25 protein-coding genes are annotated in these 25,670 nt (G+C 37.9%); 12 read left to right on the top strand and 13 right to left on the bottom strand.

The window, feature by feature from the left end; translation table 11 throughout:
* Positions 1-257: 257 nt before the first annotated feature.
* Positions 258-626, bottom strand: coding sequence for a TIGR02301 family protein (locus ACFIKX_RS01540; RefSeq protein WP_375612942.1), 369 nt, complete (start codon positions 624-626; stop codon positions 258-260).
* A 499-nt stretch (positions 627-1,125) separates the two neighbouring features.
* Here ACFIKX_RS01540 and cysS point away from each other — a divergent pair, with 499 nt between their 5' ends.
* The 5 genes from cysS (at position 1,126) to pssA (ending at position 7,008) form a co-directional block, all read left to right on the top strand.
* Positions 1,126-2,634 (top strand): cysteine--tRNA ligase, encoded by a 1,509-nt coding sequence (cysS, locus tag ACFIKX_RS01535; protein ID WP_375629268.1) that lies wholly within the window; start codon positions 1,126-1,128, stop codon positions 2,632-2,634.
* A 39-nt stretch (positions 2,635-2,673) separates the two neighbouring features.
* Positions 2,674-3,345 carry a DUF421 domain-containing protein gene (locus ACFIKX_RS01530; protein ID WP_375611298.1) on the top strand — a complete coding sequence of 224 codons (672 nt, stop codon included), beginning with the start codon at positions 2,674-2,676 and terminating at the stop codon, positions 3,343-3,345.
* A gap of 115 nt (positions 3,346-3,460) precedes the next feature.
* Positions 3,461-5,344: an ABCB family ABC transporter ATP-binding protein/permease gene (locus ACFIKX_RS01525; RefSeq protein WP_375620728.1), complete on the top strand. Its 1,884-nt coding sequence runs from the start codon at positions 3,461-3,463 to the stop codon at positions 5,342-5,344.
* Positions 5,345-5,461: 117 nt separating this feature from the next.
* Positions 5,462-6,160, top strand: coding sequence for a phosphatidylserine decarboxylase (locus ACFIKX_RS01520; RefSeq protein ID WP_375629265.1), 699 nt, complete (start codon positions 5,462-5,464; stop codon positions 6,158-6,160).
* A gap of 8 nt (positions 6,161-6,168) precedes the next feature.
* Positions 6,169-7,008, top strand: a complete 840-nt coding sequence (pssA, locus tag ACFIKX_RS01515; RefSeq protein ID WP_375611225.1) for a CDP-diacylglycerol--serine O-phosphatidyltransferase — start codon at positions 6,169-6,171, stop codon at positions 7,006-7,008.
* 70 nt (positions 7,009-7,078) lie between these two features.
* On the opposite strand, the gene ACFIKX_RS01510 is transcribed toward pssA, so the two are convergent.
* The 9 genes from ACFIKX_RS01510 to rpsF all read right to left on the bottom strand — a co-directional run bounded on the left by ACFIKX_RS01510 (position 7,079) and on the right by rpsF (position 16,001).
* Positions 7,079-7,828, bottom strand: coding sequence for an SDR family NAD(P)-dependent oxidoreductase (locus tag ACFIKX_RS01510; RefSeq protein WP_375613045.1), 750 nt, complete (start codon positions 7,826-7,828; stop codon positions 7,079-7,081).
* Positions 7,829-7,830: 2 nt separating this feature from the next.
* Positions 7,831-9,324 (bottom strand): amidophosphoribosyltransferase, encoded by a 1,494-nt coding sequence (purF, locus tag ACFIKX_RS01505; protein ID WP_375610159.1) that lies wholly within the window; start codon positions 9,322-9,324, stop codon positions 7,831-7,833.
* Between the two features lie 82 nt (positions 9,325-9,406).
* Complete coding sequence (locus ACFIKX_RS01500; RefSeq protein ID WP_375629260.1) at positions 9,407-9,982, bottom strand: CvpA family protein; 576 nt, start codon at positions 9,980-9,982, stop codon at positions 9,407-9,409.
* A 142-nt stretch (positions 9,983-10,124) separates the two neighbouring features.
* Positions 10,125-11,501, bottom strand: a complete 1,377-nt coding sequence (gene radA, locus ACFIKX_RS01495) for a DNA repair protein RadA (RefSeq protein WP_375612937.1) — start codon at positions 11,499-11,501, stop codon at positions 10,125-10,127.
* Between the two features lie 6 nt (positions 11,502-11,507).
* Positions 11,508-12,998, bottom strand: a complete 1,491-nt coding sequence (locus ACFIKX_RS01490) for a replicative DNA helicase (RefSeq protein WP_375610161.1) — start codon at positions 12,996-12,998, stop codon at positions 11,508-11,510.
* Between the two features lie 595 nt (positions 12,999-13,593).
* A complete protein-coding gene (gene rplI / locus ACFIKX_RS01485) occupies positions 13,594-14,190 on the bottom strand; it encodes a 50S ribosomal protein L9 (protein WP_273791080.1) in 597 nt (198 codons plus the stop codon).
* A gap of 25 nt (positions 14,191-14,215) precedes the next feature.
* Positions 14,216-15,196, bottom strand: coding sequence for a hypothetical protein (locus ACFIKX_RS01480; protein WP_375629257.1), 981 nt, complete (start codon positions 15,194-15,196; stop codon positions 14,216-14,218).
* A 149-nt stretch (positions 15,197-15,345) separates the two neighbouring features.
* A complete protein-coding gene (rpsR, locus tag ACFIKX_RS01475) occupies positions 15,346-15,594 on the bottom strand; it encodes a 30S ribosomal protein S18 (RefSeq protein ID WP_012754957.1) in 249 nt (82 codons plus the stop codon).
* Positions 15,594-16,001 carry a 30S ribosomal protein S6 gene (gene rpsF, locus ACFIKX_RS01470; protein ID WP_375612935.1) on the bottom strand — a complete coding sequence of 136 codons (408 nt, stop codon included), beginning with the start codon at positions 15,999-16,001 and terminating at the stop codon, positions 15,594-15,596. The genes rpsR and rpsF overlap by 1 nt, the downstream gene beginning before the upstream one ends.
* Before the next feature lie 335 nt (positions 16,002-16,336).
* On the opposite strand from rpsF, the gene ACFIKX_RS01465 reads away from it, so the two are divergent.
* The 7 genes from ACFIKX_RS01465 to gmk all read left to right on the top strand — a co-directional run bounded on the left by ACFIKX_RS01465 (position 16,337) and on the right by gmk (position 22,746).
* Positions 16,337-16,924 carry an undecaprenyl-diphosphatase gene (locus ACFIKX_RS01465; RefSeq protein WP_375612934.1) on the top strand — a complete coding sequence of 196 codons (588 nt, stop codon included), beginning with the start codon at positions 16,337-16,339 and terminating at the stop codon, positions 16,922-16,924.
* Between the two features lie 77 nt (positions 16,925-17,001).
* A complete protein-coding gene (gene fabD, locus ACFIKX_RS01460) occupies positions 17,002-17,946 on the top strand; it encodes an ACP S-malonyltransferase (protein WP_375629254.1) in 945 nt (314 codons plus the stop codon).
* Positions 17,947-17,964: 18 nt separating this feature from the next.
* Positions 17,965-18,702 carry a 3-oxoacyl-[acyl-carrier-protein] reductase gene (fabG, locus tag ACFIKX_RS01455; protein ID WP_375629251.1) on the top strand — a complete coding sequence of 246 codons (738 nt, stop codon included), beginning with the start codon at positions 17,965-17,967 and terminating at the stop codon, positions 18,700-18,702.
* 260 nt (positions 18,703-18,962) lie between these two features.
* A complete protein-coding gene (locus tag ACFIKX_RS01450; protein WP_004860281.1) occupies positions 18,963-19,199 on the top strand; it encodes an acyl carrier protein in 237 nt (78 codons plus the stop codon).
* A 101-nt stretch (positions 19,200-19,300) separates the two neighbouring features.
* The gene (fabF, locus tag ACFIKX_RS01445) at positions 19,301-20,563 is read left to right on the top strand and encodes a beta-ketoacyl-ACP synthase II (protein WP_375612931.1); all 1,263 of its coding nucleotides are present in this window, start codon (positions 19,301-19,303) and stop codon (positions 20,561-20,563) included.
* 96 nt (positions 20,564-20,659) lie between these two features.
* Positions 20,660-21,769, top strand: a complete 1,110-nt coding sequence (gene mltG / locus ACFIKX_RS01440) for an endolytic transglycosylase MltG (RefSeq protein ID WP_375629248.1) — start codon at positions 20,660-20,662, stop codon at positions 21,767-21,769.
* Positions 21,770-22,068: 299 nt separating this feature from the next.
* The gene (gene gmk, locus ACFIKX_RS01435; protein WP_375629245.1) at positions 22,069-22,746 is read left to right on the top strand and encodes a guanylate kinase; all 678 of its coding nucleotides are present in this window, start codon (positions 22,069-22,071) and stop codon (positions 22,744-22,746) included.
* A 29-nt stretch (positions 22,747-22,775) separates the two neighbouring features.
* On the opposite strand, the gene rsmA is transcribed toward gmk, so the two are convergent.
* Genes rsmA through ACFIKX_RS01420 form a run of 3 tightly spaced genes read right to left on the bottom strand, consistent with a single transcriptional unit; the run spans position 22,776 to position 25,566 of the window.
* Entirely contained in the window at positions 22,776-23,606 is an 831-nt protein-coding gene (rsmA, locus tag ACFIKX_RS01430; RefSeq protein WP_375629243.1) for a 16S rRNA (adenine(1518)-N(6)/adenine(1519)-N(6))-dimethyltransferase RsmA, read from the bottom strand.
* Positions 23,597-24,610, bottom strand: coding sequence for a 4-hydroxythreonine-4-phosphate dehydrogenase PdxA (gene pdxA / locus ACFIKX_RS01425; RefSeq protein ID WP_375629240.1), 1,014 nt, complete (start codon positions 24,608-24,610; stop codon positions 23,597-23,599). Before pdxA ends, rsmA begins: the two co-directional genes overlap by 10 nt.
* Positions 24,610-25,566 (bottom strand): SurA N-terminal domain-containing protein, encoded by a 957-nt coding sequence (locus ACFIKX_RS01420; RefSeq protein WP_375629237.1) that lies wholly within the window; start codon positions 25,564-25,566, stop codon positions 24,610-24,612. The genes pdxA and ACFIKX_RS01420 overlap by 1 nt, the downstream gene beginning before the upstream one ends.
* Between the last annotated feature and the right edge of the window lie 104 nt (positions 25,567-25,670).

Here is a 25,670-nt window from a genome sequence, read left to right as displayed (position 1 = left end):
AGAAAAACCTTGTTCAACAAGAACCTAGATTATTTACAGAGCAAATTTAGTTAAAAATCTTTGTCCGTTAAAGTGTGGGGAGGAAGCCAAAGAACAGTTTTGTATGGGGAAAAAGGCGCATATGAATAAAAGCGTATCAAGACATTATTCTTTAAACGTCTCTCTATTTTCAGAGCTGGTTTATTGCTCCCCGCATTTGTGAAAGGAGTATCATTGATATCGCTAAGATTGAGAGAGCTACTTTTTGTATAGATTAATTATTTATAATGCATGAGGAGGTTTTCAGATAAAATTCTTCCTTCCTCAATGTATCTTTGGTTGGCTTCAATGGCTGCTTGTGTACAATGATGATAATTTTCTGAGAAAGCACGATACGCTTCATTAAACGCTTCATAAAAATAAGCACGTCTTTGTGGAATGGGGCGTTCTGCTTCAATCAGTGCATTCATATAGTCATACCATTGGTTTGTTGGAGGCTCGCAAAGATTTTGGAGAGAATGCAATGATCCCAAAATTTCTGCTAGTCGGAGTAATTTTTTTTCATAAGGTGGAGATTGTTGTGCAAAGGTTGGCATTGAAATGACAAGAAATATTAAAATAATGATGTTCATCAATCTATACCGCATTATTTTTATTGCTTTCTTTGAATAAAACTCTGTAAAGATAAAATAATTTTGTCATGAGAACGGTGTAAAAAAATAAAGTTAATTGCTACATTATTCTCAATTATTGATTATAAAATATAGGGCGTAAGAGGCAGTAAGGAACCCATTGTGGAATATTGAAAATACTGACGAAGCTTTGTGTGGTTAAAAATTTAAGATTTTCTGCCTGCAAGCTATCTATTTTTCACATAGATTTATATTGTATTGCCTATAGATTTTTTTCTAAGCTCATTTTCTTTAAGGAGAGAAAGCATCTCTAATGATAGAACGCTTTTGTCCAATCAAATAAAATAGATTGTTTTTATGATAAACGATGAATACAGCCGTAAATACAATGGGAAAATGGTAAGAAGAATTTACTATAAGATACAAGTTTTTAGCTTAAACCGCGTAATACAATGATTTGAGATAAGATACATCTAAAAGGATCGGTGCATAATATCGTCCATGGAGTCAATAAATGAAAGAGTTGCGATTTTATAATACGCTAACACGTAAAAAAGAAAAATTTACACCAATAGATGCGACAAGAGTACGCCTTTATGTTTGTGGACCGACAATTTATGATTATGCGCATATAGGAAATGCACGTCCTGTTATTGTTTTTGATATTTTATTTCGCTTATTGCGTCATGTTTATGGTAATGAGCATGTTCTATATGCACGTAATATTACAGATGTCGATGATAAAATTAATGCACGAGCAGCTAGCGAATATCCAAACGTATCATTGAATGAGGCTATTCGTCACTTAACAGAACGTACATATTCTCAGTTTCAACAAGATACCATAGCACTTGGTTGTCTGTTGCCAACCAGTCAGCCACGCGCCACTGAGCATTTAGAGGAGATGCGCTCTTTAATTGAAAGGTTGCTTGAAAAGGGGCACGCTTATGAAGCGGAAAATCATATATTATTTTCTGTAAGTAGCATAAAAAATCCTCCCCATTATGGGGCATTTGCAAATCGTTCTTTAGATGAAATGAGGGCGGGGGCGCGTATCGATGTTGCTGCTTATAAAAGGGAAGAGATGGATTTTGTTTTGTGGAAGCCTTCTGTGGAAGGAGAACCAGGTTGGAAATCACCGGGCGGAATTCCTGTTTTAGGTCGTCCAGGTTGGCATATTGAATGTTCTGCAATGTCAATGGCAAAGTTATTAGCGCCCTATGGCGGTGGTTTAACCTGTGATGATCCGACCGCCAATGTTTTTGATATCCATGGTGGTGGAATTGATTTAATTTTTCCTCATCATGAAAATGAGATTGCACAAAGTTGTTCAGCTTTTGGGACGGAGCGAATGGCTAATTTTTGGATGCATAATGGTTTTTTACAAGTTGAAGGCAAAAAGATGTCGAAAAGCTTTGGCAATTTCATAACTATTCGTTCTGTTTTAGAGAATAATTTGGGGGAGTTTAATGGTATTTTAACCGATGAAATGAAGCAAAATTGGGCTGGTTTGTCTGCGCGTTTTTCGATGTTGCAAACGCATTATCGTGAACCATTAAATTGGACAGCACAGCGTTTAATACAATCGAGCAGCGAACTGTATCGTTGGTATGAATGGCTTCGCAGCAAAAAGAGTGAGATGAAAAACAATGAAGCAATTGATGATACTTTGATAGATGCACTTAGTGATGATCTTAATACTCCAAAAGCACTGACTCTTTTGCGAAAATTTTATAAAGAAGGAAATGCTTTGGCTCTTCTGAATGGGATGAATTTATTAGGACTGTTAAGACAAGAATGGATTAAAGAAATAGATTGCCCATTATTTACGAGAAAAACTTTCCTTGATACAAAATTTATTGATCAGCGCATTGCCGAAAGACTAAGACTTATCCATAATAAAGAGTGGGAAGCTGCGGATACAATTCGTGATGAGCTTGCAGCCAAGGGGGTTCTTTTAAAAGACAGTAAGGATCCGCAGAGTAGTGAGCGCATAACTGTGTGGGAAATAAAGCGACACTAATGTCTCTATTCCAGCAGCTCCATAAAAAAGGAGAATATGATGGAATTTTTATATCATTATGGGTATGTTGCACTAAAACTAGTTGTAGGACTTATCGCTTTCCTCTTGATTTTAAGAACCACAGGTCGTGGTAGTCTTAGTCAAATGACGCCAGTTGATTTGGTAAGTAATTTTGTCATGGGAAGTATTATTGGAGGCGTTATTTATAGTCCGGATGTTAGCAGTATTCAATTGTTGATTGTCTTATTTATTTGGCAGACTTTAGTCACATCTCTTAATTTTCTGATGCGCTATTCAGTTTTTTTTCGTCGTCTTATTGCAGGACGACATATTGCATTGGTTTTAGATGGAGTATTTCAAGTGGATAAGATTAAAAAATTAGGTATCAGTGTGAATGATCTGATTACAATGTTGCGCATTAAAGGCTGTAGTTTACATGAAGCTGCTTTCGTTCGTTTAGAAACCAATGGCGATTGTTCCGTTATTAAAAAGGAAGAAGGAAAGAAGTCTATCATTTTAATACAAAATGGTGAAATTCTTGATAAGGGGCTGAAAGAGATTGGTAAAACAAAAAAATGGCTTCAGGCAGAATTGAAAAAAAAACATGTAAAAGTTGAAAATTTATTTGCAGCAGAGTGGTATGAAAATACAGATCAAAATAATAAATTGTATAGTGGATTATTTCTTGTTCCTTTTTCAAAAACAGTCTAACTTCAAAAAACGGGTAGGTATAGCTTATTGGAAGCCATAATGAAGAGATGAATCTATAAATAACCACAGAGGGTATTTTGCCTGTTTGTGCGGATGATAGAGAAGTAAGGACTTTATGAAACGCAATGAAATGACAAAAACTGTATCATCAGATACAGGGAAGACTCTGCACACACTTTACAATTTATGGCCCTATATGTGGCCGGTAGGGCGGCGTGATCTAAAAATGCGTGTGCTATGGGCAATATTTTATCTTGTTTTGGCTAAGCTCGTTCTCATATCTGTACCGTATTTATTTAAATATTCTACGAATGTGCTTGATTCAAGCTTTCAGCTACCTGAATGGTTCCCATCCAGTTGGATTATTCCCATCATGCTTGTTTTGGCATACAATGTCGCGCGTATTATGCAGGCTGGATTAAATCAATTACGCGATTCCCTGTTTGCCACTGTTGGTCAATACGCTGTTCGTCAATTAGCTTATAAAACCTTTGTACATATGCATGAGTTATCTTTGCGATTTCATTTGGAACGCCGAACAGGTGGGCTTTCTCGTGTGATTGAGCGTGGAACAAAAGGAATCGAAGCGATCGTAAGATTTTCAATTCTTAGTACAGTACCAACAGTTTTAGAATTTATATTAACGGCACTGGTATTTTATATAAGTTATGGGTGGCATTATCTTCTCATTGTTGTTGTAACGGTTGGATTATATATTTTGTTTACCATTAAGGCGAGTGATTGGCGTATTCGCATTCGACAAAAAATGAATACAGCGGATACTGAGGCGAATACTCGCGCTGTTGATTCTCTTTTGAATTTTGAAACGGTCAAATATTTTGGTAATGAAACTCTAGAAGCCGATCGATTTGATGCTTCTATGGTAGGTTATGAAAAAGCCGCAACAAAGATTTGGACATCTTTAAGCTGGCTTAATTTTGGTCAGACTCTTATCTTTGGTATTGGAATGACGATCATGATGCTGATGTCAGCTTATGAAGTTTTTTATAAGACACAAACTTTAGGAGATTTTGTTTTTATTAATGCGCTTTTAATGCAACTTTCCATTCCACTAAATTTTATTGGTTCAATGTATCGTGATATTCGACAAGGTTTAACGGATATTGAAGCAATGTTTGATCTTTTAGATGTTCAGAAAGAGATCGTTGATAAATCGGATGCTAAACCGTTAGAGATAAGCGATGGGACCATTTGTTTTCATCAGGTAAAGTTTTCCTATGATTCGAGACGTCAGATTCTCAGAGATATTGATTTTGAAGTTCCTGGAGGAAAAACAGTCGCTATTGTCGGTCCATCGGGTGCCGGTAAATCTACTATTTCTCGGTTGCTTTTTCGGTTTTATGATGTTGATGCAGGCTCTATCACAATTGATGGGCAGGATATTCGTGACGTAACACAAAAGAGTTTGCGTGAAGCGATTGGCATGGTCCCACAAGATACGGTGTTATTTAATGATACAATTGCCTATAATATTTGCTATGGGCGTCCAAGTGCTACAGATGAAGAGATGCGCAAAGCTGCTGAAATGGCACAAATATCAAAATTTATTGAAATTTTACCGGAAGGTTTTCAGTCTATGGTAGGAGAGCGAGGTCTCAAATTATCAGGTGGTGAAAAACAACGCGTGGCTATTGCAAGGACACTTTTAAAAGCTCCTCCACTTCTTATTCTAGATGAAGCAACGGCGGCTCTTGATACGGCGACGGAACAGGAAATTCAACAAGCATTGGATATTGTAAGCCGTGGACGTACAACATTGATTATTGCGCACCGTCTTTCTACTGTTATCAATGCGGATGAAATTTTAGTTCTTAAAAGTGGTCGTATTATTGAAAATGGGACGCATACAGAGCTTTTACGCAAGAAAGGTCTCTATGCTTCAATGTGGAATAAGCAGCTTGAAGCATCGCAAGCAGAAGAAAAATTACGTAAAATGCGTGAAGAAGATGAGACGAGTGTTGTTAATCGTAAAAAATAAATAGAGCAAAATGTAATCTATATCTTTATATGGAGTGATTGATTAAATACATAAAAAGACACAAGAGGAACAAAAAGCTTTGTTGCTTGTTTAAGTTTACGATGAATAGGAAATTATATGAGTATTCTGCAATCTTTCCATAATAGCTTTGTAACGGTTCATAAAGAAGGTTATCCTTTTATTGTAGCGTTTTTTGTTATTTCGCTCATTCTTGGTTGGATATGGAGTCCGTTGTTTTGGTTTGGTCTCGTTCTCACGGTGTGGTGTGTATACTTTTTCCGTGATCCAGATCGTGTGATCCCTTTGAATTCAAATTGGGTTATGTCGCCTGCAGATGGGCGTATTTCATTTGTGGAATCATGTGTTCCACCTGAAGAATTAGGATTAGGGAAAGATGAAATGATCCGTATTTCCATTTTTATGGATGTTTTTTCATGCCATATTAATCGTATTCCTATCAGTGGTACAGTAGAGTCTATCGTTTATCATCCAGGTCGATTTACCAATGCTGACTTTGATAAAGCTAGTCAGTTTAATGAGCGTAATGGGGTGGTAATTGATAGCAAACATGGTAAAATTGGTGTCGTACAAATAGCGGGAATGGTTGCGCGCCGGATTGTTTGCTGGTCAAAAGAAAACGATGCCGTTATAACTGGTGAGCGATTTGGATTGATTCGTTTTGGTTCTCGCCTTGATGTTTATATACCAACTGAAATGAAATTGCGTGTTGCAGTTGGACAGACAGCAATTGCTGGAGAAACAGTTTTGGGTTCTTTTGATGATAAGAGTGCCACAACGGACTTCAGATACGATTAGGACTCACAATGAAAAATTTTTCGCCATTTTCTTCATTCAATCCTGAGGGGCAGCATGATGATGTTGCAAATCGGCGGCGTTCACCTACATCAATGCGGTATGTCATTCCCAATATCATTACTATTTTAGCAATTTGTGCAGGGATGAGCAGCATTCGTTTGGCTTTTGAACATCGCTATGAAGCTGCTATTTTAATGGTGCTTTTGGCCGCAGTTTTAGATGGTGCTGATGGTCGCATTGCCCGTTTAATAGATGGTAGTTCATCTTTTGGGGCACAGATGGATTCTCTTGCTGATGTTATAAATTTTGGTGTTACCCCTGCACTCATTGTTTATTCTTTTATCTTGAATCAAGCGAATCATATTGGGTGGGTTGCTGCCCTTGTTTATTGTGTTGCTTGTTGTTTGCGATTAGCACGTTTTAATGTGATGTTAGATAACCCCAATATACCTAAGTGGCAGAGAAGTTATTTTGTTGGTGTTCCAGCACCAGCAGGAGCATTATTACTTTTATTGCCTACCTATTTAGGCACTCTTGGTTTGGTCCCCAATTGGGGGTGGGCATTATTTTTTAGTCTTTATACTGTAATTATTGCTTTTCTTTTGATTAGTCGTTTACCGGTATGGAATGCAAAAACAATTGATCAAAATTTAAGGCGCGATATCGTTATACCTTGCATGTTGGTCATTGTTATTTATGTCGGTTTTCTTGCGACTTACACATGGGAAACTTTATTGATTACAGCTGTTAGCTATATGATTTTTCTCCCTTGTAGTTTTATCGCTTATAATAAACGTGCTACTTTAGAAGAGAAAAAGGCTGATGCTAAAGCTATCCAAGAATTATAAAGTGCTTCATTCTTCTGTCGAAAAGCACAGGAAAAAGAGAGAGTCAAACGATTTACTTCTCATATGATGATCAATCAGGTACATGATAATCTACAAACCGATTTTTATGGACATTAAAGAGTTTTCCAGTTTCCTTTAAATCAGGTGATAACAAATGGACTATCTTTTTTGCAACCTCTTGTGGTAAAGGAAGAGTTTGTGGATCTTCACCGGGCATAGCTTCAGCGCGCATGGCAGTGCGTGTGGCACCAGGGTTGACACAATTAATCTTAATAGGGGTTTGTTTGAGTTCTTCTGCCCAACAGCGGGCAATCACCTCTAAAGCCGCTTTAGAGGCTGCATAAGCTCCCCAGAAAGGGCGCGCAGCATGCGCAACGCTTGAGGATAACAGGATGGCTCGTCCAGCATCAGATTCACGTAATAAAGGCTCAACGGCTTTCATTAAGCGCCATTGGCTGAAAAGATTTATTTGAAAAACATCTTCAAATACCGTGTTTTCTATATGCGCTATTGGTGAGAGTGTTCCAAGAATTCCTGCGTTTGCAACGATAATATCAAGTTTTTTCCAGCGTTTGGCAATTGAGATAGCAAGGGTATCGATGTTTTCCATATGATGCAAGTCAAGGGGAACAAGGGTTGCATGAGCTCCTTTTTCTCGGATTTGATTATCTAATTCAGTAAGTCCACTGACTGTTCGTGCAAGAGCAATAATATGAGCACCGCGTGCAGCAAGCTCGAGTGCCAAATAATAGCCAATCCCTCTTGATGCGCCAGTAACAAGTGCAACACGCCCATGGAGACTAAAGTCACGTTTTGTCATCATTAATCTCTTGTTTTAAGAACAGATGATTGATGAATTTTGGAGAGATTTTCTTGATCAACCAGATGCGTAGGATAATATCCAGTAAAATAATGGTCAGTAAATTGTGGATCGGCGTTATTCCGTTTTTCCCCTGCTACAGCAAGATATAATCCATCAGTTGAAAGAAATTCTAATGAATCCGCTCCAATAAAATCACACATAGATTTTAAATCTGGATATTGATTTGCTAAAAGGTTTTCAGCTTTAGGTGTATCAATACCATAAAAGTCAGGATAAAAAATCATAGGGCTAGAAATGCGCATATGAACTTCTTTTGCTCCTGCATCGCGAAGCATTCGTACAATTTTAAGGGATGTTGTTCCACGCACAATAGAGTCATCAACCAGAATAACACGTTTTCCTTCAATCACAGGACGGTTTGCCGAATGTTTTAACTTGACGCCAAAAGCGCGAATTTGTTGTGTTGGTTCGATAAAAGTGCGGCCAACATAGTGATTACGAATAATACCAAGCTCGAAGGGAATTCCAATTTCTTGTGCATAGCCAATTGCAGCAGGCGTTCCTCCATCAGGAACAGGAACCACAACATCACCCTCACAAGGGGCTTCCTGTGCTAAACGGATTCCCATATTTTTACGTGTTGTATAAACACTACGCCCTCCAACGATTGAGTCCGGGCGGGCAAAATAAACATATTCAAACAAGCAAAGTTTTTCTGGTTTTGTATTTTCTGGTTTTATAATTTTTTTCGTAATTTCCCCATTTTTTTGTATTTCACATATGATGATTTCTCCATTTTTAACATCACGGACATATTTTGCTCCAATAATATCAAGAGCACAAGTTTCAGAACAAAAGATAGGCTTACCATCAAGTTCCCCCATCACGAGAGGTCTAATTCCTGTTGGATCGCGTGCCGCAATAAGCTTTGTACGTGTGAGCGCTAACATAGCATACCCACCTTCTACTTGCCGAATCGCATCAACAAAACGATCAGAGGACGATTCATAACGTGAGCGGGCGATAAGATGGAGAAAAACTTCTGAATCTGACGTTGATTGACAGATAGCACCAGAAGCGATGAGTTCACGGCGTAATGTGAGACCATTGGTAAGATTACCATTATGCGCAATAGCAATACCTCCAACTTTCAATTCAGCAAAAAGGGGTTGAACATTGCGTAATGCCACTTCTCCAGTTGTTGAATAACGGGTATGTCCAATAGCACGATTTCCTGGTAAGCGGGCAAGTGTTGCAGGGTTTGTATAGTGATCGCCAACAAGACCTAAATGCTTTTCTTGATGAAATATTTTATTATGGTAAGAAACAATCCCAGCTGCTTCTTGCCCACGATGCTGAAGTGCGTGGAGTCCAAGAGCTGTTAATGTTGCGGCATCTTCATGCCCAAGAATACCAAAAACTCCACATTCTTCATGAAGGGTATCATCATCTAATGAAAATTCTTGACAGAAAACATCGCTTTTTATCATCATATTCTTTCAGTTGTGATATGGAGGAATCATTAATATCACATTTTACATCATTTAGTTCTCTTTCCTCATGAAAAACTATTCTCTATTTTTTGAAAATTATCTTTTCATGAGAGTGTTGCTCATACGTATGTTTATTGCTGTCTTTAAACAAATTTTCCGTCTTTTCGAGAACAGATCCAATATCTTTGGGGAGTATTTCCCAAACTTTTTGTCCCAATGAATCTAAAATAGGCCTTGTTTTTGCATTTTTTAACCAATTCGCTTGAAGCTCGGGTTTAATCAGTGCATTAAGCAGTAACATACCGATGACCATGATAAGTAAACCACGAAGTGCTCCAAAAATAAAACCAATAGCACGGTCAAGGATACCAATTCGACTATCAATAATAAAATCAGAGATCTTCATTGTAATAATTGAAGTAATAATGAGAACAATAATAAAAATTGTGACCAATGTTGTGATCAATGCAATCATTTTATTAGAGAGATATTGTTCAAAGAAAGGTAAGACAGGTTTGAATAAAAACAGTGTCGTAACAGCTGCAACTGCCCAAGAAATCAACGATAACACTTCACGTGAAAATCCTCGAAGCATAGCAAGAAAAGCGGACAACAGGATGATTACTACGACAATTCCATCAAGGATTGTTATGATCATTTGTTTGTTCCTTATACATAAAGTTGTGTTCTTTTAAGTCTGTGTGCAAATATATTTTTTGTTATGCCATTTTTTGTTCTTATAGCAAGGATCTTTTGTATTTTATAGAGTTTTTTCTATATTATCATATCTGTGGTGCAGATCATTTTTTACTTACGGTAAGAGTAGCAACGAGTTCGGGAAGGTCGGAGAAAGTTTTTTGTTGAAAGTTGAGCGACTTCATCATTTCGGTTGTTGTTGTGGGGTGAAAGGCTCCTTGAAAGCCGAGTTTTTTTGCTTCATTGATGCGCTGTGCTGAATGTGCAACAGCGCGGGTAGCTCCTGAAAGACTGACTTCACCAAAATATACATAATCCGTTGGCAATGCGATATTGGCAAGAGAAGATACCAAAGCAGCGGCTACAGCTAAATCAGCAGCAGGTTCTGATATGCGATATCCACCTGCCACGTTCAGATAGACATCATGCTGTCCAAAACGAATGCCACAATGAGCTTCTAAAACGGCAAGAATCATAGAAAGGCGATTTCCATCCCATCCGACAACCGCACGTCTTGGTGTCCCAAGGGAAGAAGGAGCAACAAGCGCTTGAATTTCTACGAGTATCGGGCGTGTCCCTTCCATTCCTGCAAAAACAGCAGCGCCTGGTGCTTTTTCATTACGTTCCCCTAAAAATAATTCAGATGGATTTATCACTTCGCGTAATCCTTTATCAGACATTTCAAAGACACCAATTTCATCTGTTGGTCCGAAGCGATTTTTTACAGTTCTAAGAATGCGATAATGATGTCCTCCTTCACCCTCAAAATAGAGAACGCCATCAACCATATGTTCAACGACTCGAGGACCAGCAATTTGTCCATCTTTTGTAACATGCCCAACAAGAACAACGGCGGCTCCTGTTTTCTTGGCAAAGCGGATCATTGCTTGAGCACCGATACGTACTTGTGTGACAGTGCCAGGTGCTGAATCTGCTGTATCTGACCATAGGGTTTGAATCGAATCGATAATCACCATATCAAGGTTTTTATGTTCGCTTAAGGTTGCCAGAATATCTTCAACATTGGTTTCAGCAGCAAGTTTCACTTCTGTATTGTTAGCTTCAAGCCTTTGTGCGCGCAGACAAATTTGCGCAATAGCCTCTTCACCTGAAACATAGATGACATTATATCCTTTACGTGATAAAGCAGCGGCTGTTTGTGTCAGCAATGTTGATTTACCAATACCCGGATCACCTCCAACAAGGAGTGCTGATCCACGGACAAAGCCCCCACCGGTAACACGATCAAGTTCAGCAATACCAGAATGAATACGTGGAGCATCTTCGATATTTCCAGAAAGAGATGTGAGTGTGACAATGCGTCCTTTACGAGCATTCTGCTTAGGACCACTTCCTATGCCGCTATTTATAGTTTCTTCGATAAGGGAATTCCATTCCCCACAAGCGCTACATTTTCCTGCCCAACGGGAATGGATGGTTCCGCAATTTTGACAGATAAATTGAATACGATTACGCGCCATGTCGATTTAACCAATTTGCTCTGGAAGGTAATTGCTATCGGCCAGATCACTAAAGCGTGTGAAATCAGATTGAAAGGCAAGGGGCACGATTCCTGTCGGCCCATGGCGCTGTTTTGCAATAATAACGTCAGCTTTTCCAAAAGCTTTATCCATTATTTCTTGCCATTTCGTATGTTCCAAGCTACCTAGTTTTGGTTCTTCATTTTTGAGATAGTATTCTTCGCGATAGACAAACAGAACGATATCGGCATCTTGCTCAATTGAACCAGATTCACGTAAATCTGAGAGCTGTGGACGTTTATCTGTTCTATTTTCTACTTGACGAGAAAGTTGAGAGAGAGCGATAATAGGAATATTCAATTCTTTTGCTAATGCTTTTAATCCTGTGGTAATTTCTGTGATCTCTTGAACACGATTTTCTGATGAACGCTTTGAACTGCTTGTCATGAGTTGGATATAGTCAATAAACAAGATATCTAAACCATGTTGCCGCTTGAGACGCCGCGCACGAGCAGCTAATTGCGTAATTGATATTCCCCCAGTTTGATCAATATAAAGTGGTGCCTTTTGTAGTTGGTTCACCGCACGAATAATTTTTGAAAATTGTTCATCTGAAATATTGCCACGCCGAATATCAGAAGAAGAGACTTCTGTTTGTTCAGAAATAATACGGGTTGCAAGCTGTTCGGATGACATCTCAAGTGAGAAGAATCCCACAATGCCGCCTTCATTTTCTTGGATATTGGCATTACGATTATAAGCATTAGCAATATTAAAGGCAATATTGGTAGCCAGTGAGGTTTTACCCATACCAGGGCGGCCCGCAAGGATAATTAAGTCAGATGCTTGTAATCCTCCCATTTTTTCATCAAGTGTTTTAATATGGGTGGCTATCCCTGATAATTGTGAAGAGCGCTTTTTCGCAGCACTTGCCATATCGATAGCTTTTTTAATAGCCTCATTAAAATTTTCAAATCCACCTCCATATTTCCCTTTTTCTGCTAGCTCAAATAACTGATTTTCAACAGTTTCAATTTGTTGGGTAGGTGTGAGTTCTACAGGAGCATCAAAGGCTGTATTGACAACTTGAGTTCCAAGGTTAATCAAAGACCGTCGGATAAAGAGATCGTAAATGACGCGTCCATAATCTTCAGCGTTAATAATAGTGACTGCCTCTGTGGCTAAGCGAACAACATATTGGTATACAGTAATATCTCCAATTTTTTCTTCCATTTGGATATAGGGCTTGATTGTAACTGGATCTACACGTTTTCCTATTTTAATAAGGTGAGATAAAACATGATAAATTTTTTGATGCAATGGTTCAAAAAAATGTTCTGGTTTTAGAAAATCTGAAACGCGGTCAAGAGAATCATTGTTGATAAAGATGGCACCAAGCAATGCCTGTTCAGCTTCAATATTATGCGGAAGTTGCCGAAAAGAAGGAGAATCCTCTTTCTTTGAAGAGCTGACATTAACAACGTTAGTTTCTTCCATAATATTTTTCCACTAAAATTCTAAGTCTAGCTACTTTAGGCGATAAATTGAAAATCGTATAATTAAAAGAATAGAGCTACAAATCTTCATTTTAAGTTAAAATTATATAATTTTTTAAAACTCTCTTTTCGTTCCTCATTTATCATTTGTGTATTATTTATATAACGTCTATCTATTTTATTTTATAATATGTGATTTTAAAGTGGAAGTTTTGCTACTCTAAATTTAAGTATTTTTAAGTTACTTAACCTTAAAATTCCAATATCTGTGTAAGTAGAATTATTTTTTTATAACTGAAATTATTTCAGATCATGTGAGGATATAATCAACTTAACGCTCATACAAACTTTAGCCTTAAGGGTAGAACTTTAAATTATTTTTGCTTTATATGCTGGAAAAAAAAAGACATTTCACTCTTAGTGATATTATCATTCTCGGCATGTAATGCCTTTAAATAATATATTTCTAATTCTTTCATAAAAATTAGGTTCTTTATGTACGATAGCCATAAAATACTCACTTTTAAAGTGTGAGTATTTTATGAGCGATATTTAAAATGGAATAAAAAATATAAAACAGAAAGCAAAAATAGCAATTAAGCTTCTTGATGAGAACTGTTTATATCGTTGTCATTAATTTCTTCTGCCAATAATTCTTCCTGACTTTCTTCTAATAATTCTTCTTGAATATTATATATTTCTTTAGCCGAAGTGAGGGTTTCACCTTCTGCTTGGCGTTGTGCTTCACTGGTAGAACGCGCAACATTAATAATCACAGAAATTTGAACCTCTGGATGTAAGCTAAGAGTGATAGTGTGAAGACCGATCATTTTTATTGGATGATTAAGTTCGATTTGATTTCTTCCAATAGAAAAGCCTTCATCTGTTATGATTTCAGCAATATCACGTGTTGACACAGAACCATAAAGTTGTCCTGTTTCACCAGCAGAACGAACAACAATGAATGATTGTCCATCAAGTTTTTCAGCAATTTTTTGCGCTTCGCTTTTGCGTTCAAGATTACGTGCTTCAAGTTGTGCACGTTGTACCTCAAAATGTTTTTTATTAGCTTCATTTGCGCGTAAAGCTTTACCTTGAGGCAAGAGAAAATTACGCGCATAACCATCTTTAACTGAGACAATATCACCCATCTGACCAAGACGAGGAATGCGCTCAAGTAAAATAATATCCATAGTTTTTCCTTTCGAACAAATAAATTTAGTGGAGTTTTTTGCGTGATTGAAAATTGTATTGAATAGCAGCCCAAATTCCCATCAAAAGCATCATGAAAACAATAGGTGGAGTAAAAACGACTGTAAAAATAGCAATATAAACAAGAGAAAGTATAATAATTCGACCGTTTACCCCTTTTGTAATATTGTGAAGATATGCTAGACCGCTAATTAATATGATGACAATGTATGCAGTACTAAAGACACGGGTACTCAAGTTAAGAGAAGCGCTCAACTCAATCATCGATGCTATGCAAACAATAATAAAAATAATAATTCCAGAAATTGGAAGGCGGAGAGTTTGGCTCCAATCATCACGGGGTCTTTTCAGCCATTTCATATGTTGTGCTGCTATCATGGAAAAGTAAAGGTTACCAATGAGAAAAACCAAACTATAAATAGTCAAAGAAAAAGCAGTAAAAGTTGCTGTATGCGTCATTAAAAGCTCATTAAAAGCGCGTATATCGGCTTCTTTTATTGACTGTGTTTGTTGCAGAGTTTGTGCTATGTTTTCGGTGATTTTTTTTGCAACGATGGGTGTGGAAGGACGTGTTTGAACATAAAGCCCAATGAAAGTTGCTATAAGAGCGATAAAATTAGTTAAATGAAAAATAACCGATGATAATGGATACCATATCAGTTCGTTTTCTTTTTGCGCTGGTCGTGCAAGCCCAAGAAGCCAAGAAGCATAGACAGCAGGAAGGAAAAATAAGAACATAAAGCCAAGAGCAATATAGGTATTAGTGGTTATGATAAGAACAACAGTGGCACTTATGAGGGCGATGAGACTGGCTAATGTTCCTTGACCGAACGCAACAATAAAAATTGGCAATGAAAGAAAGCAGCCAAGAAGAAGAGAAAAAAAGGGCGCGATATTTGCAACACTGATGATTGCCAGTCCTATCACAACAGCAAATAATCCTGCCAAAATACCGGTTAATATCTCATAAGTACGATTTTTTTTCATTTATTGCTGTCCTGCTTTCTGCAGTTAGAGGCGTGTCAATACCCCAACTTTGACATTTAATAGCTTAACATAGGATACAACAAGCTATTTTTTAACCATATAAGAAAAGCAACTGGAGAAACTCTCCAGTTGCTTAGCGTATTGATTGCTTACTTTATAACGTACGGAAGTAAGCCTAAAAAGCGAGCACGTTTGATAGCATTAGCTAATTCACGCTGTTTTTTCTGACTAACAGCAGTAATCCGTGAAGGAACAATTTTCCCACGTTCGGAAATATAACGTTGTAACAACTTGATGTCTTTATAATCAATTTTGGGAGCATTGGTCCCTGAAAAAGGACATGTTTTACGACGACGATGAAAGGGGCGACGTGCAGAGTTTTGATTAGTATCAGTCATCATTCTACCCCTTCTATAGTATTTTCACGTTGACGACGTGGAAAACGAGGACGCTCTTCATCATGTCCAATGTGACTATTGCGATCAAGGTGTGAGAGCATAGCAGATTTTTCTTTTTCGTGTTTTTCTACGCGAATGGTCATATAACGCAAAATATCTTCATTGATGCGCATCTGACGCTCCACTTCAGCAATTGCTGAAGCTGGTGCATCAATATTGACTAAGACATAATAAGCTTTACGGTTTTTACGAATACGGTAAGCAAGAGGACGAAGTCCCCAATTTTCTATACGCCCAACTTTTCCACCATGCGCTTCAATGACACCTTTGTAGAGACTCAAAAGTTCATCAACTTGCTGCGGTGCAATGTCTTGTCGGGCAAGGAACATATGTTCATAAAGAGCCATTGTTTTGCCTTTCTTCAATTAAATTTCACCGGTTTTAGCGCAAAGCCTCTGCGACTTGTCTTTTTTGGAAATCCAAAGAAGAAAGGACGCGTTTACAATTCGAGACATCTCAGAGCGGAGATACGGGAGGCCGGAAACATTGTATTTCCTACTGATATTTTTCAGCCCTCCGTTCAACCTCCAGCTAAAGTGCCGGCAACGAATATTTCATATCTACAGGTTATCTTTTAAAATAGCAAGTTTATGCACACAAAAAAATTGATTTGTTAAATCTTGATATATTTCCTTCTTCTACAAAAAGATAATACTGTAATATAAAGGCAAAGGAGGGAAAAATGGACTTTTTAAACCAGATTGATGTTACACTCTTTGAAATGTTTGTCGGCAATCATCAAGCTTGGTCGATTGTAGTTTTGTTTAGTATTTTTTGTGCAAAGTTTTTAATTTATATTATTCCTCTCCATCTTTGTGCGTTGTGGTTTTGTGGTGGGGAGAGGGAACGGTGTGTTGTGCTAAGCATTTGCATGAGTATTTGTGCATCTCTTTTCATAGGTTATCTCATTTCTCTTTTTTATTTTCATCCTCGCCCATTCGTGGTAGGGCTGACGACACCGCTTATTCAACATCGTGCAACAGCTTCTTTTCCTAGTAATCATGCCTTAACCATTGCATCTTATGCAGCTAACTTTTATTTTTACCGATACAAAGTTACTTTTAAATTTGCCACCGTATTTTTGTGTTTGATCTGTTGGGCGCGCATCTTTGTGGGTGTACATTATCCCTTTGATATTTTAGCAGGTGCACTTTTAGGAAGTCTCATAAGTTTGGGTGTTATTCAGTTTATAGCACCCTATTTTCCTAAGTTTTTATATCAAATTCCGCCCTTAAAATATAATTTTAGGTGTGGTATTCGTTTTAAATAAAGGGCTTTATATTGATTTGTGCGGATGAATAAGGTCAAAAGAAAATAATTTAATTGTACAGTTTTAGGAGTTGATAAATGGGTGCAGCTTTTATTTTTCCAGGGCAGGGGAGTCAACTTGTTGGTATGGGGAAAGCGCTTGCAGAGCAATTTATTGTCGCACGGATGGTTTTCGAGGAAGTTGATGATGCTTTGGGTGAGAAATTATCAAAGATCATTTTTGAGGGACCAGCAGATGTTTTAACGTTAACAGCAAATGCACAACCGGCATTAATGGCTGTATCTATGGCTGTTATTCGTGTGATGAAACAATTAGGGCTTCGTATAGAAGAAAAGGTAAGGTTTGTTGCTGGTCATTCTTTAGGCGAATATTCGGCTCTTTGTGCTGCAGGTACATTTACTCTCACAGATACGGCAAGACTTTTGCGTATTCGTGGCAATGCTATGCAGGATGCTGTCGCGGTTGGTGAAGGTTCTATGGCTGCATTAATTGGTTTAGAAGAGCACATTGTGGAAGAAATTTGTGAAACTGTTTCTGGAGAAGGACTATGTCAGATTGCTAATGATAATGGTGGTGGGCAAATTGTTATTTCCGGTAAAGCAAAAGCAGTTGAGGCAGCGGTAGAGATTGCATCAACAAAAGGTGCAAAACGTGCACTTCTTCTTCCTGTTTCTGCACCTTTTCATTCATCTTTAATGCAACCTGCTGGTGATGCCATGAAGAAAGCACTTTTGACTGTTAACAAAATGTCCCCTATTGTTCCTTTGATTGCCAATGTTTCTGTTGCACCTGAGAGCAATCCAGAGCGTATTACTACTCTTCTTGTCCAACAAGTGACTGGGAGGGTGCGATGGCGTGAAACAATAGAATGGATCGCTGCGAATGGGGTTGATACGCTTTTTGAAGTTGGTTCTGGAAAAGTATTAACAGGTTTAACGCGTCGTATTAACAAAGATATAAAGGGGGTAACAATTGGAACAGTTGATGAAATAGAATCAGCGCTAGGCATGCTTGGCGTTTAATCTATAAGGAGTTTAAAAATGTTTAGATTAACAGGACGTAAAGCTCTTGTAACGGGGGCTTCGGGAGGAATTGGTGAGGCAATTGCACGCTGCTTTCATGCACAAGGAGCTATTGTTGGACTTCATGGAACACGTGAAGAAAAGCTCAGAGAAGTGGCGGCAGAATTAGGGCAGAATGTTTTTGTATTTCCCGCTAATCTTTCTGAACGCCAATCGGTTAAACAATTGGCTGAAGTTGCAGAGAGAAAAATGGATGGCGTCGATATTTTGGTTAACAATGCGGGAATCACTAGGGATGGTCTTTTTGTGCGTATGCAAGATAAAGACTGGGATGATGTTTTAGAAGTTAACCTAACAGCTGCTTCTCTTTTGACGCGTGAATTAATACATTCTATGATGCGCCGCCGTTATGGAAGGGTTATTAACATTACATCTGTTGTTGGTGTTGTGGGAAACCCTGGACAAACGAATTATTGTGCTGCAAAAGCAGGCTTGATAGGTTTTTCTAAAGCATTGGCACAAGAAATTGCTTCGCGAAACATCACTGTCAATTGTATTGCTCCAGGATTTATTAAATCCGCAATGACAGACAAGCTTAATGAAAAGCAAAAAGAAGCCATTATGGCTGCGATTCCGATGAAACGTATGGGAAGTGGGCAAGAAATAGCCGCTACTGCTGTTTATTTAGCAAGCGATGAAGCAGCCTATACGACAGGTCAAACACTCCATATCAATGGTGGAATGGCAATGATTTGAGTATTTATTTTATTCCACATTGATTTATGAGTTGTATTATTTTAGATAGTAACGATTGAAATGGATAGATGCATCTATTTCTTTAATATGGTCGTTGATCAATTGATGTCGGAATGTCAGATTGGTTCATTTTGTAGGGGATATCCACAGGATGTTTTAAATCATTACTAAAATCTTTTAAAGTAATGCATCTATTGCTTGATTAGATGAACCGATATAGTTAACCAAATTATAGGAAATATAAATTCGAGGATTTCAACATGAGTGATACAGTAGAGCGCGTTAAGAAAATTATCGTGGAACATCTTGGGGTTAATGCTGATAAAGTTGTAGAAAATGCAAGCTTTATCGATGATCTAGGGGCTGATAGCCTTGATACGGTTGAACTCGTTATGGCTTTTGAAGAAGAGTTTGGGGTAGAAATTCCAGATGAAGCTGCTGAAACGATTTTTACAGTTGGCGATGCAGTCAAGTTCATTGATAAAGCTTCTGCGTGATTACTAAAGGGCAAAGGCATAAATTGCTTTTGCCTATATTCTTCGGAGCTCTTTTGAAAAGAGAGCTTTGAGAGGTGAAGTTTAGTTCAAGGTTAGAAGTTATGAGACGTGTTGTTGTTACTGGTTTAGGGTTGGTATCTCCATTAGCTGGTAATACTGAATATAGTTGGAAACGACTTCTTGAAGGAAGAAGTGGTGTCCGACGTATCACTGAGTTTGATGTGTCAGATTTGCCATGCCAGATTGCTGCGCGTATCCCCTTAGGGGATGGAACAGAGGGGACTTATAATGCTGATTTGTATATGGAACCTAAAGAGCAACGTAAAGTTGATGCATTTATTGTTTATGCAATGGCAGCTGCTAACCAAGCGCTTGCAGATGCCGAATGGTTTCCTAAGAGTGATGAAGATCAGATTTGTACAGGCGTGTTAATTGGTTCGGGAATTGGGGGAGTTGAGGGTATTGTTGAAGCTGGTTATACGCTTCGTGATAAGGGCCCACGTCGTGTTTCTCCTTTTTTTATTCCAGGTCGTTTGATTAATCTTGCTTCTGGTTATGTGTCTATTCAATATGGTTTACGGGGGCCTAATCATTCTGTTGTAACGGCTTGTTCAACAGGGGCGCATGCGATTGGTGATGCGGTACGTTTGATTATGTTTGGTGATGCAGATGTCATGGTGGCAGGGGGAACCGAATCTCCAATAAATCGGATATCTCTTGCAGGTTTTGCAGCTTGTAGAGCTCTTTCCACTTGTCGCAATGATGATCCTGAACGGGCGTCACGTCCTTATGATACTGATCGTGATGGTTTTGTGATGGGGGAAGGAGCAGCTGTTGTTGTTTTAGAAGAGCTGGAACATGCCAAAAAACGAGGAGCGCGTATTTATGCTGAGGTTATTGGCTATGGTTTATCTGGTGACGCTTACCACATTACAGCGCCTTCAGAAAGTGGTGAAGGGGCTCAGCGTAGTATGATAGCTGCTCTTAAGCGTGCACAAGTGAATGTAAGTGAACTTGATTATATTAATGCTCATGGTACATCTACGATGGCTGATTCCATAGAGCTAGCGGCTGTTGAGCGTGTTTTAGGGAGTTATGCACCACAAGTTTCTATGTCATCAACGAAATCATCTATCGGGCATTTACTTGGTGCAGCCGGTGCTGCTGAGGCTATTTTTTCTATTTTAGCTATACGGGATAATATAGCCCCAGCGACACTTAATCTTGACAATCCATCGATTGAAACGAAAATCGATCTTGTACCACACAAACCGCGTGAACGAAAGATTGATACGATTCTTTCTAATTCTTTTGGATTTGGTGGGACAAATGCATCGTTGGTGATGCGACGTTTTAGGGGATAATAAGTATTTTTATTTAATTTTTGCTTTTGAGTTTTCTACTTTATTATAAGGTGAATAAGAAATTATAATATTATCCTTAATCGCTATTGAGGGGTTATGTCCGATGTGAAAAATGGAAAATCATTAAAGGACGTAAGTGATTCCTCTTCGAATCATTTAGCAGATAGTTATGACATGTTAATACATAAAAAACGAAAGAAATCATCTATCGTCCGTAATCCGTTGGTCATTCTCGGTCATTTTTTTCTTATGCTGATTGTGATTATTCTTTTTGCCATAAGTATTCCTCTTTATATTGGAAAAAGTATTTTTGAAGAAAAGGGAAAAATTGAGGAAGAACAAATTGTTTTTATCCATCCTGGTACCGGAATTCGTGAAATTGCTTCATTGCTAGAAAAACGTGGTTTCATTCGATCATCAGATATTTTTGTTTATGGGGTTGGTTATCACCAAAAAACAACGCATCTGAAGGCTGGTGAATATTTAATTCCAGCTCATGCTTCGATGCAGGATATTATGGATATTCTTGTGAAAGGAAAATCTATAGAGTATACATTTACAGTACCTGAAGGTTTAACGGTTCAGCAAGTTTTCGATCGATTAGCTGCGAATGAAATTTTGATTGGAGACCTTCCAAAAATTTTGCCTCCAGAAGGTTATTTAATGACGGATACTGTTCGTTTTATTCGGGGAACAACGCGTAAAGAGATTGTAAACAGGTTGCGTGAAGGACAGACAAAATTAATTCATGCTATATGGGCTACGCGTTCACCTAATTTACCTATTAAATCAATTGATGAATTTGTTATATTAGCCTCAATTGTTGAGAAAGAAACGGGAATTGCAGCAGAAAGACCAATGGTTGCTGCGGTATTTTATAACCGCCTTACAAAGCATATGCGTCTTCAATCGGATCCAACAGTAATTTATGGTCTCTTCGGAGGAAAAGGAAAACCATCCGGTCGTGCAATTTATCGTTCAGATCTTGAGAAGGAAACACCATATAATACTTATAAAATTAATGGTTTGCCCCCAACGGCTATTGCAAATCCAGGTCGAGATTCTTTAAAAGCGGTGGCACATCCACCAAGCAGTGATGCACTTTATTTTGTTGCTGATGGTTCAGGAGGGCATGTTTTTTCTCGAACTTTAGAAGAACATAATATGAATGTTCGCAAGTGGCGAGAATTAAAGGCAAAACATTGAATTTATAGTGATAACACCTCTTTTTGCATCGTAAATGAAAATCTCAAATATAGTAAAATTTTTCTATTTAAACTTTTTATGAGAATGATAAAAAATTATTTCCTTGTCTGTCACAAGTGGGATTAGCGTATGGATAAAAATATTTAAGAAAGAAGTGAATACACTGCTAATACCTTATCTCAAAAAAGAGCAGAATAACATTGAGAATTGCTAAGAAAACACATTGATTAGGGGAAAGGTTGAGATAATGTATAATTCAAACTTTGGAGAAACATTTATGAACAAAGTAGAGTGATGTAATGACAGTCTTTGAAAGTAAATTGAGTACTATAAAAATGAATCAACGCCGCGGTTTTTTATTTATTCTCTCTTCACCTTCAGGTGCTGGTAAATCAACAATTTCTCGATTACTTCTAAAAGAGGGACAATTAGAGCTTTCCGTAAGTATGACCACAAGGAAAAGGCGTCCTAGTGAAGTAGATGGGCTGCATTATTACTTTATTTCAAAAGAAGAGTTTGAATATAAGCGTGATAGGGATGAATTTATTGAGTGGGCAGAAGTTCACGGAAATTATTATGGCACTTTACGTGAAACTGTTGAAAGCGCATTGAATGCTGGCCAAGATATGTTATTTGATATTGATTATCAAGGTACCGAGCAGCTGCAAAAAAAGATGCTAGGAGACACTGTATCTGTTTTTATTCTTCCACCATCAATGAAAGAGCTTGTTTCGCGTTTACATCGTCGAGCAGAAGATAGTCAAGATACTATCAATTTGCGATTGGAAAATGCACGAACGGAGTTAAAGCATTGGCTTTCTTATGATTATGTTGTGATTAACGAAGATTTAGATCAGTCTTTATCTTTTATTAAATCAATTTATTTAGCTGAAACCGTAAAACGTGAGCGTTGTTCTTATCTTGGCTCTTTTGTTGATGGGCTTATTGCTGAAAAAATCGATAAATGTTGTGATTAAAAAAGGTTTTATAACACAAAGTGCATTTTTTAGAGCACTAGATGCGCTAAAGTTACAAATTCAGAAATCGAGAGCGTTTCAGCACGGCGCGTTCCATCAATTCCAGCTTTTTCTAATAGCTCTTCACCTCCAAGTATTTTGAGATTTTGACGAAGCATTTTTCGTCTTTGCCCAAAGGCGGTTTTTGTGATGAGGCTTAGTTTTTGTGCAGAGCAGGAAAGAGGTTGTATTCGCGGAATAATATGAACAACGGAAGACGTTACTTTAGGTATTGGTATGAAGGCTTGAGGGGGGACATCAAAAGCAATTTTAGCAGTGGTACGCCAGCCAGTTAAGACACTAAGACGTCCATAATGAGTAGATTGAGGTTTAGCTGTAATCCGTTTGGCAACTTCACGTTGAAACATCAATGTCATTGATTCATAAAAAGGAGGCCATGGTTCAGTCAAAAGCCAATTTAATAAGAGTTGTGTCCCAATATTATAGGGAAGATTTGCAATAATGCGCGGTTTTACAGGGCTTGTTTCAAAGAGTTTTGAGAAATCTTGCTTCAGTGCATCATTACAAATAACTTTTAATTTTTTAGGATAGTGTTTTTCTATTTCTAAGAGAGCCGGTATGCAGCGCTCATCGCGTTCTATTGCTGTTACAATGGCACCCTTTGCTAGCAAGGCACGTGTGAGACCTCCAGGACCAGGACCAATTTCAAGAACAGGTTTTCCTTCTATATTGCCTGCTTGATGAGCAATTTTAGATGTTAAATTAAGATCAAAAAGAAAATTCTGCCCCAAAGATTTATGCGTTTGTAATCCATATATATCAATGACCTCACGCAGAGGAGGGAGATTATCTATTGGCATGGGTTTAAACTATTTTTTGCAAGTTGATTTGCAAGTTTAAGAGCAGCAATAAAGCTTTCGGGAGAGGCTATCCCTTTATCAGCAATGTCAAAAGCAGTTCCGTGATCTGGAGACGTGCGAATAAAAGGTAGACCTAACGTGACATTAACAGTGCTATCAAAGTCTAATGTCTTAACAGGGATAAGGGCTTGATCATGATACATACAAATGGCAACGTCATATGCTTTTCTTGCGCATTCATGGAACATTGTGTCGGCAGGCAGCGGGCCTGCAATATTGAGTCCTTTCTTTTTAAGATATTCAATAACAGGAGTGATAACTTCAATATCTTCTTTTCCCATAGCACCTCCTTCTCCAGCATGAGGATTAAGACCAGCAACAGCTAGTCGGGGTGATGTTATTTTAAACCTTGTTTTTAAGTCATATTCAGTAATAAGTACCGTTTGAATAATTAAATCACGGGTAAGCTGTGAAGGAACATTTTTAAATGGAATATGAACAGTTATTGGTACTGTTTTTAATCGAGGTCCTGCTAACATCATAACTGGATGATAACATTTATGAAAAGCTTTATGGGCTAAATCGGCTAAAAATTCTGTATGACCTGGAAATCGAAAACCGGCATCATAAAGACTCTTTTTTGCAATAGGACAAGTGATAAGTGCACATGCACGGCCATTTTGAATCAATTGAACACAGCGTTTAATTGCTTCAATAATTCCAGCTGTATTTTTCGATGAAGGTATACCTAATTGATCACTTTGTTTGTTTTTTAACGGTATGATAGGAAGAGCTTTTTGAAAATTTTTTGCAGGATTATTGATTAAAACAGATTGCACCTCAACATCAATCTGTAAAAAACGAGCGCGCGAACGAATAACATCTGGATCAGCAAGAAGTACAAAAGGTGGAATTTGGCGCGTAACACGCAAATTCCACGCTTTTAGTACTATTTCAGGACCAATTCCGGCAGGATCACCACCGCTAACAATAAGAGCAGCCATTATGAATTTTGAATGCGTGCCACTCGGCGCAGTTCTTCTAAATATTTGTCGCTTAATTCTTCAAGTTTTTGCGGGCTTCTTTTTTTACTATCTTGAAGAGAAAATATCAGTCGAGCGACATAATCATCAGAAACTCTTTTTATTTTGCAGACAGCAATTGCTTCGATTCCATCAGATGTTTCTTGTAATTTTGTCATTTTTCCAGCAGGCGTTTCAAGAATAGCTTGTTCCCATGCATTAGGAAGTTGTGGCTCCAGAAACTTTCCTAAGTGGCGGATAGTAACGTCTAAAATACCTCTTGCTTGATTGTGAGCATTGGCACATCCACGGAAATGTGCGCGAAAATTACTTGCTTCTCTTTGACGTCTTTCAAAGATCTCTGAACGACGATGTGCAGGAATGACAAAAACAATTCGCTGTAATGTATATTCGTTGGTTGAAGGTTTTACACCACCATTTTTTAATATTCTGCGTACAGCTTCTTGTTCGCTAATCATACCTGTTTCAGCTTGATAGCGTGCGCTAACAAGACGCCCCCATCCTATTTGTCCACGGATGTAATCTTTAAAGTGTTGCACTGTGATCTCAGTTTGGATCAGAATCTGGTTGAGCTGATCAATCGTCATATTATTTTGTGTCGCAAAATTCTCAAAAGCTCTATCAACTTCATCATTGCTTACTTCAATATTACGACGTTTTATTTCAATATTTTTTAGCTTTTCATCAATAAGCTCTTTTTTAGCCTGTGCCACCAAATTGCCTTGCTTTTGTTGTAGCCTGAGAAAAGCAAGGCGTCTTTGTATATCATAATTTGTGATGGGGTTGCCATTAACTGTAACAACAATAGAAGTCTGCGCAAAGACTGTCGGAATCAAAAATCCATTTATTAGCAGGCTACTTACGCTCAAAGATGCAATATAAAATAAAGCAAGAAAACGCTTTTTCAATTTATTCATGTAAATAGGCTTTCGCATTGTTTATTAATTCTCATCAACAACTTAAAATACACGCTTTCTTTCATAAAAACAATGATAAGTTAAATGACTGATACATTCCCTTT

The sequence above is a fragment of the Bartonella sp. CM86QHHN genome (assembly GCF_042194695.1).
Lineage (GTDB): Bacteria > Pseudomonadota > Alphaproteobacteria > Rhizobiales > Rhizobiaceae > Bartonella.
Note: the sequence above shows the minus strand (reverse complement) of the source record. Positions and strands in the feature narration are given on the sequence as shown.